Consider the following 12209-nt stretch of genomic DNA (forward strand, 5'->3'; position numbering starts at 1 on the left):
TGTCCATCTAATTATACCCTGCTCAAGGCTGATCCTGTATAACCTGGTGACGCATAATATAAGAAGCTCCCGCGACACATAACAGAATAGCGAGCGCCGTCAATAGCAGCGGTCCGGAAATGTTCACGCTGCCGCTCCCACTGAGCAGATTCATCGCAGCGGCCGCCAGTCGGGCCGGATTCCAGCCGAACCAGGAAGGGAGCAGACTATTCGTCATGGACAGTATGACCAGGAACAGGATGGAAGCAAGCGCAGCAGCTCCCCCTTTCAGTACTGTACTGAATAGAAAGACAATAGAGGCCGCCAGCAAAATCCAGCCTAAATAGATGGCTCCCGCTTGGAGGGTCATTCCCCATGCCAGGCTGCCCTGCAGGATACTGCTATAATACCAGGCCGCCAAATAACTAAGCGTATAGGAGATAACGATAAGCGTAATATGACCTAACCACTTGGCAACGATAAACTGAGTAGAGCTGACACTTCTGACTAATATTAAGGCGGACGTTCCTGAGTAGCGCTCTCCAGCAACGATATTCATCCCGGCGATCACGACGAGCAGAATACCGATCGAGTTGTATTGGTTCAGCACTTGTGCCATAACTTCGGCGGCGCTCGGCACTGTGATCGTGCTCAGTAGCTCCGGCGGTATATCGCCAGAAGCGGCAAGCAACTCCGGTAGATAATACATCATAACCGGCTGCAGAACACCGAGCAGGATGAACACGACAGGAACCCACAGTAGCTTGTAGCTCCGACCCATCTCCAGCATTTCCTTGCTATATAGCAACAGTATATTCCTCATGACTGAACCACCTTCATGAACATTTCCTCCAGTGTGGATGTACCTGCCTCAAAGCGCTGTAGAGGGATATGCCGCTCCGCTGCTTCGGATAAAATGACCGCCCTCGCTTCTTTGATATCGCTGACGGTAATGGCCGCGGAGCCTCCATGCTGCTCATATTCCAATACAAAGGGGCGCTCGCGGAGCGATCTCAACCAATTCACTGCACTCGGATTGCTGTGATATTCTAGCTGCAAATTCAATACTGGCAGGCTATATTTGTCCAGTAGATCGGACAATTCACCATTCTCGACAATTTCGCCCTCTCTCATCATCATAACGCGATCACAAACTTCCTCGGCATCATGAAGCACATGTGTGGACAAGAGGATCGTCGTCTCCCCTTTCAGCTCCTGCAGCAGCTCCATCACCTCTCTACGTCCCACTGGATCGAGCGCCGAGACCGGTTCATCGAGCAGCAGCATATCCGGGTGATGGACGAGCGCTTGCGCCAGACCAAGGCGCTGCTTCATACCGCCGGAGTAATCCGAAATTCTTCGACGGGATGCTGCCTGGAGACCCACCCGCTCCAGAACGGCTTCAGCTTCTTCCCTCGCTTCCTGCTTGCTCATTCCACTTAGCCTGGCTGCATAGACGACGAACTCCATACCACTCATCCATTTATAGAAGGACGGGTGCTGCGGCAAGTATCCGATCTGATTCTGTTCGGAACGCCGTCCCTGGTTCTGGTCCTGGCCTAATCTTGTAATTTGCCCACTAGTTGGCGCCATCAGTCCCGCCAACATTCGTAATGTAGTCGTCTTCCCCGCTCCATTGGGGCCAAGCAGCGCTGTGCAGCTGCCCTTCTCCAAAGCGAAGGATATGCCCTTCACCGTGGTGCGTTCCCCGAACTTTTTCGTTAACTGATGAACCTGTATGATCATGCTGCATATTCCTTTCTGCCCATCGCAAAATAGGCGATGCTGCCGATAATACTTCCGCCCAGAATAATGAGAACCCACAGCAGCTTAGGCCCACGGATCGTCTCCGCCTTCGCTCTGGCCAAAGATACGAGCGCAATGACGACTAATATCAATTGCAGCAAAATAATAGGCGCAATCAGCTTCCACTGAATATCCATTGACTTCCCCTCACTTCTTCGTCCTTATCGATCTACCAGTCTTCCTCCTCCGGCGATCCAACCCTATGACGGCAATCAAATAAACGATAGACGGCAGCGGGAAGCTCGTAAGTCCCCAGAATCCCCACAACCAGGCGAGCCATGGTTTTTTCCCTCTACTTCGTGCATCCAGGAAGATCCAGGTCGCCTGGATTAACAAGGTCAAACCGACTAATATCCAGCCCCACAGTGGCAAATGATCAAACTTCATTCACGCCCCTCCCTCCAGAGCTTTGGCGTTGCCCATGCGATAATGCCAAGGCCGATGACACCTGTTATCACCTGAATCATAATGAACAGCAGCGGCTCACGGTAAATGACCCAGCCCCCGCCAAGCATCAGCATAAGAGCGACGGTAACGAACAACGCCGTCTCCCAATGCTTCCAGCGCCTGCGCTCTTTACGCTTATCGCGGACGATCCCCTCCCAGGTATCCAGATCAAAGTTCTGGCTCGGCGCTACAGCCTGATCTATTCTTTTCAGATCTTCAAGCAAACCGGCAAGCATTTGATCTTCTTCCTTATCGGTAATGTTGCTATGTCCCATTGTTTGTAAGCTCCTTTCGCAGCGCGCTTAGCCCGTAGGAAACGCGAGATTTGACCGTACCCGGTGAAACTCTCAATATATCTCCAATCTCGTCATAACTGTATCCGTAGTAATGCTTGAGCAAAATGGATATCCGCTGCTCGTAAGGCAGCCGTGACAACGACTCCAGCGCATCCGACCAATCCTCCTGAGCATGAGACATCTGCCAGTGTAAAGAGCGCGCTTCCCCTTGCCTCTTCAGCCATTCCCGTTCCCTCTTCTTGCGTCGGGTACCGTCTATAAACAGACGTATAGCAATTGTGATCAGCCAGGAGGAAAACGCCGAGGTGCCGTCATAATACTCCAGCCTCTCTATACACCGCAGCATCGTATCCTGCGTCAAATCTTCGGCCAGCTTCGTGTCCATCGTCACCTTCACCAAATATTTAAATACGAAGGAGTAATGCTCATGAATGAGCAAAGCCAGGGCTGCATCATCCCCATTTTGCGCCTTGATTATCCGTTCTTTCAGCTGCTCCATCCAAGCACCCCTTTTGTTTTACCGGTAAACATCTATATTACGACTAGCTCCCCTATTTCGTTCAATCGACTTGAAAAAAACTTATGCTCACGCTGAGGCGGAGCAGGTAAATCCGCAGAAACGAAGAAATTTCAGGTAAATAAGGACTATTTTAGCATAATACGCTTAAAAAGATGCATTTTGGCAGGAATGATCGGATGTCGAGAGTTAGCACAGTTACTTGTAAAACACAACAAAGACACGTCTGGAATATCAGTGATTACGCTGTTATTCTAACGTGTCCTATGACGATCTATTAGCTAATGTATGCTGTAGTACCATATGTAAAGAGTAAATGTAACTAGCGATCTAACGGCTCACCAACGTCTATCCCTCCGGATTCTGCCCAGCTTATCATGCCAGGGCTGCCGGATCACCCCGGAGTTTAGCTCCAATTGATCCCATAAGAGTAACCTCTGTTTATAGCGCATATCTTTATCCGATTCTCCAGAGTCAGGCTTCAGCTTCCTCCCCTTATTACCGCTACGACCCTCCGAAGAATGACCCGCATCTGTAGTAAGCAGTGATCGACTTTTCATAGATACCCTCCTTCTATAAACAAAAAAAGAACGCAAACCGGGAATACTCCTCAGCTTGCGTGCTTCGCAAAAGTTACAAATATTTAATGATTACATTCTATCAAGTGAATGTATTTTTGTCCAGTATCTTTGGACTTTTGTGTACAAAATTGTTGCAATTTCTCTGCTTGAGTCGTTCCCTGCCTGACTTATGTCAAATAAGGATTGTTAGCACGCTCGAAGCCAATCGTCGTCTTCGGCCCATGTCCCGGATAGACGGTTACGTCTTCTGCAAAGCGGAACAGCTTGCCGCGAATCGAATTGTAGAGGTCGACCTCTCTCCCGCCAGGCAAATCGGTACGTCCCACGCCCATACGGAAGAGCACATCACCGGAGAACAAATCCTTGCCACACAGGAAGCTTACGCTGCCTGGAGAATGTCCCGGCGTATGATATACCGTAAACTCATGGCCAATCAAATTTAATTTTTGCCCCTCTGCCAGCTCATATTCAGCCGGTTCGAGGGCGATCGGGCCGCCGACTTGCGGCCAGAGTAATGAACCGTTCAGCTTCGGCGTTGTCAGCCACTCGCTCTCCAGCGAGTGCAGATAAACCGGACATTTCTTCAGCTTGCGAACCTCGTCCACACCGCCAATATGATCAAAATGGGCATGGGTTAGCAGAATCGCTTCTATCTCCAGCCCTTCAATCCTGCGCAGCAACGGTCCAGGGTTCATACCCGGATCGATGATAATCGCCCGTGTCTCGTCTTCTCCCCGCAATAAATATGCATTTGTCTGCAGTGGTCCCAGAGAGATTGTCTCGATCTTCAACATGATGTTTTATAAACCGGAAATGAGTGCGCGCAGTTCAGATACAACCGACGCATTCACCCCGCCTCCTTCCTTATATTTCTCAGCCATCTGCTGCCTGACTACACCGATCTTCTCCGCATAATCAGGCGCTTCCCGGTCCGGGTTAGCCTGTTTGAATTGAATCATCAGCTCCTGCACATGCTGTGGACGAGGTCCCCAGCTGCCAAGCACATGCCCGCCCGTATCCGTAAAGATAATGATCGGCACAGAGCGCCCGCCCATCGTCAGGAAATGATCCATCGTGTCCTGATGCTCTTCAAGAATGAGCACCTCTGTCTCCAGACCGGACTCCTCTAACGCACGGAAAACAACAGGAACATTGCGTACAACATCGCCACACCAATCGGCTGCTAGAATCAATACTCGCAGATCATCACGGTAATTCAAGCTTTTGAAAAAGGCCTGATCTTCTTCGTGCATCCATTTGAAGGCTTCATACCCCGCCGCGAATTCGGCCTTATTCTGCTGCATCCCCTCCATAAATTGCCGGGGAGTGATCCCTTGTCCGAACTTATGCGCCAGATTTATACTCATTTTACATCTCCTTTCTTCCTGGAAGTTCCAAACCACTTAATAAGTAGATATACGATAAGTAGAGCGAGCGCAACTAGTAGAATTGGCATGATATAAGGGCCTGCCTTCTCATCGACATGCTTCCATTGATCACCTAGCACCATACCCAGATATACAAATAATATTGTCCAAGGAATAACCGCCAGCGTGGTCAGAGTAATAAACTTGCTGATTGGCATTTTGGCCATTCCTGCCGGAATCGAAATCGCATGTCTTGCCACCGGAATGAACCGGGCGCTAAAGATAACGCCTGGGCCATATTTCAGGAACCAGTTCTCGGCTACGTCGATATGTTTTTTGTTGATGAAAATATACTTCCCGTATTTCTCCAGAATAGGTCTTCCTCCATATCGCCCGATCCAATAAATGAACAGCTGGGCAATCACACCACCGACAACGCCGAAAATCACGGCTCCGATAAAGTTAATCCGGCCGACATGCACCAGATACCCTCCGTATGCCAGTACGATCTCACTGGGAATAACCTCGATCATCAGACCAAACATAATGCCGAAGTACCCCAGTTGCTGGACCCAGTCCAACAGAGTTCCTACCACATTAGAAATCCATTCCACCGTACCGTCCCTCTCCTAACATGTCCTTTTTTTCTAATCTATTCTATCATAGGCGGGGACATGCATTCTACTTCACCCCTTCAACCGCTTCGCGTCGGTGTCGCTTGCCACCAATGACGCATATGTTGTGGGAGAAGGAGGCCTATACCTATGAAAGATTCTCCCGGAAAACAAAAACATAGCACCTCTCTGCCAACGCCGCGGAAAATTCGCCGGGGCTGCAGCAAGGAGCTATATAGAACGGTAAAAAGACTGGACATCTATATCCCGCAGGAGAAAATCGCCGAGGGAGAGACCCTGTACTACAGGAAAGTGATCGAAAACCTGCTCTGGATCGCTGAGCAGAGCAGCAATCGCAAGGCGCTGGCCGATTGGTGGGATGAGGCGGTCAGCGAAGAGCTGGCGGAGCTATGGCAGGTCGATCAGAATAATCTGAAACGAGCTTTCCGGCAGGCATTTGGAGGTTAGTCCGCAGCAAACTCATATAGTTCCTGGCCTCTGATTCTAGCTGCTAAGGTTAATCTGAATTGGCGATCATTGCGCCATGCAGGATGACTGGCAGCCTGCTCAGCTAAGCTGGCATAATCGCGATAAAGGGCATACCCTGTCGCTGCGGCCATTCTAGCTTCCATCGTCCTCTTATCCTCTCTTAGGACTCTGGCAAGCTGATATATTTCCTGCAGCGCTTCTGTCTGGACCGCTCGATTGAAGCGGTCCAGGGCTACTGCCCTCTGCAAGGCCGAGAGGGCGGTCAGGTCTCCGCGCTGCGCTGTTGCTCTGCCCAGCGCAGCCAGCAGTTCGGGATTCTCCCGTTCATAGTGCAGTCCCTGCTGTAGGAGCAGGGCGGCTTGATGCGGGAGAGACCGGGCCGCCAGAGCAAGGCGGGCGGCCGTATTGGCAGGCGATGCGGCAAGCGATCGCTGCAGCAGCAGGGCCTGGGCTGGCCCTGCTGTCGCTTCGGCGCGCGCGAGCAGCAGCTGGCCTGCCGCCAGGCGCAGGCCAGTCAAGCTTGCCGTCAGCATTAGGACGGCAAGCAATGCGGTCACGGCCAGGCGCGAAGCTGGCCTGATTAAATGGCTCGAGCGGCGGACAGGCAGGCGCAGGCGATTGACTGCTACGGATTCGGGCACGGGCGCAGAGATTGCCTTGCGATGCTGAAACTGTCCAGGTTCACATGAAGGTAAAGGTGTAATCGTTGCGGTGGTCAGCATTAGAATTAGCACCCAAAAGAGGCCGTAGCTCATATCAAAATCGATGATGCTATGTAGGGTCAGTATGATAAAGGGCGGTAGTAGCAGTCGTCGTGTATGGAGCAGGCGCCAGGCGAGCGCCCCAAGCCAGAGGCATAGAATCAGCAGCCCGGCAAGCCCCAAGTCGAGCGCGAAGTCGATGAAGCCGCTATGGACCTCACTGCCGACATAAGGCTGGCTCTGGGTGCTGCGGAAAGCTAGCTTCCAGCTGTCGCCGCCCTGTCCGATCCAGGGCGAGCGCAGGAAGAGCTTCCATGCGTCGGCATACATGCTCCAGCGCGCGGACAGCGTAGCGAAGCGTAGTCCGCGCGCCAGCAGCAGGGGGAGCGCCAGAGTCAGGCCCAGGCCCGTGATCCACAGGGCCTTGATCCCGGCTCGGGCGCTCTTCCCTGCCGCCCCGGCGGCGGCGGGGCTCTGCGCCCGCCCGCCGCGGAGGGCACGCCCGGACAGCGCCAGCGCAGCCGCCATTACGGCGGCTAGCAGCAGCAGTCCGGGCAGCGGGGACGGCGCCAGTTGCGCTGCGCTCAACTGGCGGGCAAGCAGCGCAGCGGCGGCGAGGGATACGCCGCTTAGCTGCACGTACCTGCTGCGCTCCGCACCGCGCAGCAGCAACCAGCCTGCTGCCCAGCCGACCGCGCCGGCCATGTACGCGCCGCGCGACTCCGCCAGCAGCAGGCAGAGCGATAGCAGTAGCACCTGCGCGCCATTCCAATAGCCCCTCCAGCCCGCTACCCGCGTGAAGTCAGAGCCGGAACGGCGCACCGTGAACAGCAATCGCTCCATCAACAACGCAGCCATCACCGCCCCAAAAGTGTTCGGATACTGCAGCAATCCTCCCAATCTCGCTCCTGTTGCGCTGATCTCACTATCCCCTGTGTGCAATATCGCATGAGGTATAGGCAGAAGTCCATATATTGAAGCGAGCGCAGAAAGAGTTAACAACCATATAACTATGGAGTAGCTTAGGCCGATCATCCACCTGCCTCTCTCCGTCTGGTTCAGCCGATATAATGAGAGCCCAAGTAGAGCGTAGAACAGCCATTCCAGCGTAGAAACTAGCGTTGCCTGTATTGATAATCTATTAGACAGGAGCAAATGTAGACTGTATAGTGCTGCGATCGCAAATGGTCCAGTCACAATCCATAATTGTAGAATTGAGGAGCGTTCCAGCCGAGAGAAGCGGGGCATCACACTTGTTCGAGACCTCCATAGTTGACTGATCGTTACAATCAAGGCGCTAAGAAACCATACCGACATCAAGCCTAAGGATAAAAAACTCCCCTTGAAGAACATCCCTTGATTCAGGCATGTTAATAGAACTGTTCCAACAATAAACAAGCCGGGCAGTGTTAAGCGCTGGCTTGGTCTGCCTATCCTGAGATCAGCATGCTTCCATTCTTCGTGGTTCAGCCGACCGCCGTCATGCAGCGAACTCTCAGACATTCTGCTGAACATCACATTATCTGGCAGCCTTCGCATCCTCCTTCTCCTCCCTTCCTATGCCCCTCAAACCGAACGCATCCAACCCACGGATTCCCCCCACCAATATTCCAACCATACAAAAAAGGCCAACACCTCTAGTGTTGACCTCAAACTACCTTAACAAACTACAATCCGCCGCAGCAAATTACTTATTCAAATTCAAGCGTTCCCTTTCTAACTCTACTCCCTCTGCCAAAAACAATTAGCAAGACCAGCCCAAACACTTACTTCTCGGTCGGCAGCAAATCCTGACACGCCTTCTCCAGGTACGGAGAAGCATTAAGGAAATCGCGGAAAGCCGTGTATTCACGCCATAGCGGTTCGATATTTCCTCCCGGAGATTTCACCGCACGGATCAGAATATTCTTCGGCGTATGCTCCATATCGATGAATTCAAGGAGCTGCGTCTTGTACCCGAGAATATCGAGCAGCTTGGCCCGGATCGCATCTGTAGCCAGGGCGGAGAAGCGTTCCTTCAATATGCCGTGAGCGAGCAGCGGCTCCATCACCTGATTCTCAACCTGCCCGAACAGTTCATGCTGGCAGCAAGGCACAGACAGAATTACGGATGCCCCCCAACGGACCGCTTTCTCCAAAGCAGCGTCGGTCGCCGTATCACAGGCATGCAGCGTAACCACCATATCTACCTTGCTTAATTCATCATATTCGGCAATATCGCCTACGAGGAAGCGCAAATCATGATACTCCAGCTTATCCGCCAGCATGCTGCAATACTCGATCACATCCGCTTTCAGGTCAAGCCCGACAACCTTCAATTGTCTGCGCTGTTCTACCGTCAGATAATGATAGAGAGCAAATGTCAGATAGGATTTGCCACAGCCAAAATCCACAATCGTAAGCGGACGATCTTCTGGCAGATGAGGGATAACGTCCTGAACCATCTCCAGAAAGCGATTGATCTGCCTGAATTTATCGTACTTCTTAGCCAGCACCTTCCCTTCCGGGGTCATGATGCCAAGTGCGACCAGAAAAGGAACAGGCCGTCCTTCCTCCAAAATATATTCTTTGCGCCGATTATGAAGCAGTGATCCCGGCTTCTTGCTAGGCGATTTCGTCAAAATCGACACTTTGTATTTCTTGCTGATCAAGACCTGATAATCAGCGGCCTCTGTACAGAGCAGCCCTTGCCGGAAGGTCTCTTCGAACAGCTTCATCATCTGCTCCGGCCACTGTTCAGCCGGTATATTCTCATGGGTCACCTTGTTGCTATAGTAATAAGTGAACTGATAATGCAGTCGCTGCTTCAACATTGCGGGCTTGATCGTAACCTTGCTGTATTCCGTCTCACCAGGCTTTCGCCGCTGGCTCAGCGTCGCAGTAATCAAGCTGCCCTCTTGCGCAATTTGGTGTATAAGATTTCTCAATGCTTCCATGGATCAGTAACAGCTCACTTTCATTCCAAATATACAGGCTGTTGAGAACCCGACCTCGGAAAAAGCCTGCAAAAATGCAGGAATTTCACAGATATTCCGCTCCGAAACCATAAATTTCTGCGAAAATGCAGGTTTTTCCTACGAATGAGCCTGATTCCGGACAAAATAGGGCGAAAGCCTGCATTTCTGCAGGAATTTTCGCTGAGTACCTGCAGAGTACCTTCTGTGCATCTCACAAAACGCTCCCAAACTCCTCAGATCGCCCCGATTTCGCCGAACTCTACGTGATTTCATCCGGTTTTCGGTTTTGCAGAGATTTCCACTATGCCCCGCCGGACTCTCAACAGCACTAATAAAATGTATTTATATTTATACTACTCCCTACTACCGTCTCTGTACTTCGGCCAGCCCTTCGCGGACCTCATCCAAGGGAAGACCGCCCTGGCTGAGACGCTCTGGATCATACTGCAGCAGCCGCTCATAGAAGGCGACCGCCTGCTCCTTGGAGATCGCCTCCAGCTCAAGCAGACGATATAATGCGTCCTCGGCCTTGTCGAAGCGTCCATGTGCTTCTTCATAGTCCAGGAGTAAATGCTCGGTGTCTGCTGGAAGGCGATACTGGCGCAGCCGCGCCAGCAGCTTGTCGGTCTCGGTCTCCAGATCCCATAGCGAATGATCCGCACCATGCAGGTCTGCCGCCAAATAGAGATGGAGGGACTTCATAAGCCGGAATATCCCCTCATCCTGTCGGCCCTGGGCGATATATATATCCCCTTCCTCCTGCAGCAGGCGGGCCAGGCTCTGCAGCTTATCCGCCTCCACCTTCCCACCGGTGCGGAATATCTCGACAATATCCCGAGCCGAGAGCGAGCCGATCATCCGCGAATTTAGCCCGAACTGCTCTCTATACAGATCATCCAGCTTCCATAACGCTTCGATCAGCTTATTTTGCTGCTTCAAACCGAATACTTGGAAGATGACATCCACCATTTCTTCAATCATGCGGACCAGATAATCCTTCCTCAGCACCATATTTATTCCCTTCCCCGGACAATCGATCCGGAAAATACTTTTCTATCATAAATCATGTACTTACAGCCGACAAAATCGACATCGCCAGCCTATCCATGTGCTACGCCAAGCTTCTCATGAAATCGCGAATAACCGCGGCCAGTTGTTCAGGCGCTTCGTACATGCTCATATGGCCAGCGCCCTTAATGATCGTCTTCGTGACATGATTCCCCTCGGTCGTAAAGGTGCGCTCTGCGGGAATAACCGCATCATTCTCCCCGGCCACCAGCAGAATCGGCAACGAAGACCCGGAGAGAACCTCACGGCGATCTCCGCGCTCACGCATAGCCAGAGACGCGCCCTGCGCTCCCTGAGGCGGAGTACGATAACCGAGCTGCTTGGCATGCTCAATCTCTTGCTCCATCGCTTGCCGCAGATCCGGGGCGAACAGCCCTGGCACTAGTCCGTCTACAAAGGTCTCGATCCCTTCATCACGGATCTTGTCCACTGCCTTCAGCCGCTTCTCCTTCCCTTCTGCGCTATCCGGGTACGGGGTAGAATGAATCAGCCCAAATCCGTTCAAGCGGGAGGAATAACGCTCCGCCAAAGCCAGAGTGATATAACCCCCTAGTGAGTGACCCAGAAGCGTATATTTCGCAACTCCCATCTGTTCCATCAAGGCAGCGATATCTTCGGCCATTTGTTCAATGGTATACGGGCCAGCTGGGGCTTCAGATCCGCCATGTCCACGCAGGTCGGGCATGACGATATGATACTCCGGGGATAATCGTGGCGCAAGTTTCTCCCAATAGCCCGAGCTACCACAGAAACCGTGCAGCAATACGATCGTCTGCCCCTGTCCTTGCTCCTGATATGCTACGCTTATTCCATTTGCTGATATGCTTGCCATAATAAATCCCCTCTCTATTGTATAATCATAGCGCTCATGACTTAAACGCCATGAGGATAGCGGCTGTAATCTCCTCCGCCATCTGCATCACCTTATATAATGAGGTCATTTGCAGTGTCCAATACGGCTTCGGCCCCTTCACATTAACGACCCCGGCTACGCTGTAATGCCCTGCCGCTGGCAGCGAATGGCCTACCGATTGGGCTGGAAACAGCGGCTGAGCGGATACAAGATAGTTCCCCACCGAGGTGGAGGCGCCCAAGCTGGCATCTATCGCTATAATAATATGATCCGCCGGAATAGCAGCCAATCGCTGTTCCAAATTATCAGCATCGCAAGGATACTCCAAGGTTCCGACCACATGCGCGAAACCATGTTCCTCAAGTCGAGAGCCGACTAGCGGACCGAGCGCATCACCTGTAGAGCGATCCGTTCCTATACATAGGAAGGTGATCTTCTCCTCTTCATGCCGTCTGTGAATCTCCCGAAAAAAATCAACCAACTCGCCGCCAGCAATTCTTCTTCGCTCCGTTTCCAGGACTGACATTTCCAATG

The 12209-nt window shown here is 52.1% G+C and carries 16 protein-coding genes; 1 reads left to right on the plus strand and 15 read right to left on the minus strand.

Going from position 1 to position 12209, the window contains the following annotated elements:
* Nucleotides 1–22 precede the first annotated feature (22 nt).
* The 10 genes from BFJ94_RS15345 to uptA form a co-directional block, all read right to left on the minus strand.
* Entirely contained in the window at nt 23–802 is a 780-nt protein-coding gene (locus tag BFJ94_RS15345; protein ID WP_120463442.1) for an ABC transporter permease, read from the minus strand.
* On the minus strand, nt 799–1725 hold the full coding sequence (locus BFJ94_RS15350) for an ABC transporter ATP-binding protein (RefSeq protein WP_188831515.1): 927 nt from the start codon (nt 1723–1725) through the stop codon (nt 799–801). Before BFJ94_RS15350 ends, BFJ94_RS15345 begins: the two co-directional genes overlap by 4 nt.
* On the minus strand, nt 1722–1922 hold the full coding sequence (locus BFJ94_RS15355; RefSeq protein WP_120463443.1) for a PLDc N-terminal domain-containing protein: 201 nt from the start codon (nt 1920–1922) through the stop codon (nt 1722–1724). Before BFJ94_RS15355 ends, BFJ94_RS15350 begins: the two co-directional genes overlap by 4 nt.
* A 10-nt stretch (nt 1923–1932) precedes the next feature.
* Complete coding sequence (locus BFJ94_RS15360) at nt 1933–2172, minus strand: sigmaY antisigma factor component (protein WP_120463444.1); 240 nt, start codon at nt 2170–2172, stop codon at nt 1933–1935.
* Entirely contained in the window at nt 2169–2507 is a 339-nt protein-coding gene (locus BFJ94_RS15365; protein WP_120463445.1) for a DUF5345 family protein, read from the minus strand. The genes BFJ94_RS15360 and BFJ94_RS15365 overlap by 4 nt, the downstream gene beginning before the upstream one ends.
* Nucleotides 2497–3027: an RNA polymerase sigma factor SigY gene (gene sigY, locus BFJ94_RS15370; RefSeq protein WP_120463446.1), complete on the minus strand. Its 531-nt coding sequence runs from the start codon at nt 3025–3027 to the stop codon at nt 2497–2499. The genes BFJ94_RS15365 and sigY overlap by 11 nt, the downstream gene beginning before the upstream one ends.
* 356 nt (nt 3028–3383) lie before the next feature.
* Nucleotides 3384–3605, minus strand: a complete 222-nt coding sequence (locus BFJ94_RS15375) for a hypothetical protein (protein WP_120463447.1) — start codon at nt 3603–3605, stop codon at nt 3384–3386.
* 188 nt (nt 3606–3793) lie between these two features.
* Nucleotides 3794–4420 carry an MBL fold metallo-hydrolase gene (locus BFJ94_RS15380; RefSeq protein ID WP_438803721.1) on the minus strand — a complete coding sequence of 209 codons (627 nt, stop codon included), beginning with the start codon at nt 4418–4420 and terminating at the stop codon, nt 3794–3796.
* A 6-nt stretch (nt 4421–4426) separates the two neighbouring features.
* Nucleotides 4427–4993 carry a thioredoxin family protein gene (locus BFJ94_RS15385; protein WP_120463449.1) on the minus strand — a complete coding sequence of 189 codons (567 nt, stop codon included), beginning with the start codon at nt 4991–4993 and terminating at the stop codon, nt 4427–4429.
* A complete protein-coding gene (uptA, locus tag BFJ94_RS15390; RefSeq protein ID WP_120463450.1) occupies nt 4990–5607 on the minus strand; it encodes an undecaprenyl phosphate transporter UptA in 618 nt (205 codons plus the stop codon). The genes BFJ94_RS15385 and uptA overlap by 4 nt, the downstream gene beginning before the upstream one ends.
* A 150-nt stretch (nt 5608–5757) precedes the next feature.
* Here uptA and BFJ94_RS15395 point away from each other — a divergent pair, with 150 nt between their 5' ends.
* Nucleotides 5758–6075: a dehydrogenase gene (locus tag BFJ94_RS15395; protein WP_120463451.1), complete on the plus strand. Its 318-nt coding sequence runs from the start codon at nt 5758–5760 to the stop codon at nt 6073–6075.
* On the opposite strand, the gene BFJ94_RS15400 is transcribed toward BFJ94_RS15395, so the two are convergent.
* The 5 genes from BFJ94_RS15400 to yyaC all read right to left on the minus strand — a co-directional run bounded on the left by BFJ94_RS15400 (nt 6072) and on the right by yyaC (nt 12201).
* Complete coding sequence (locus BFJ94_RS15400) at nt 6072–8336, minus strand: O-antigen ligase family protein (protein WP_120463452.1); 2265 nt, start codon at nt 8334–8336, stop codon at nt 6072–6074. The genes BFJ94_RS15395 and BFJ94_RS15400 overlap by 4 nt on opposite strands.
* A gap of 227 nt (nt 8337–8563) precedes the next feature.
* Entirely contained in the window at nt 8564–9733 is a 1170-nt protein-coding gene (locus BFJ94_RS15405; RefSeq protein ID WP_120463453.1) for a class I SAM-dependent methyltransferase, read from the minus strand.
* 384 nt (nt 9734–10117) lie between these two features.
* Nucleotides 10118–10765: a DUF6483 family protein gene (locus BFJ94_RS15410; RefSeq protein WP_229717193.1), complete on the minus strand. Its 648-nt coding sequence runs from the start codon at nt 10763–10765 to the stop codon at nt 10118–10120.
* A 100-nt stretch (nt 10766–10865) separates the two neighbouring features.
* Nucleotides 10866–11654, minus strand: coding sequence for an alpha/beta fold hydrolase (locus BFJ94_RS15415; RefSeq protein WP_120463454.1), 789 nt, complete (start codon nt 11652–11654; stop codon nt 10866–10868).
* 34 nt (nt 11655–11688) lie between these two features.
* Nucleotides 11689–12201 (minus strand): spore protease YyaC, encoded by a 513-nt coding sequence (gene yyaC, locus BFJ94_RS15420; protein ID WP_120465265.1) that lies wholly within the window; start codon nt 12199–12201, stop codon nt 11689–11691.
* Nucleotides 12202–12209 lie beyond the last annotated feature (8 nt).

This window comes from Paenibacillus aceti (assembly GCF_003614185.1).
Classification (GTDB): domain Bacteria; phylum Bacillota; class Bacilli; order Paenibacillales; family Paenibacillaceae; genus Fontibacillus; species Fontibacillus aceti.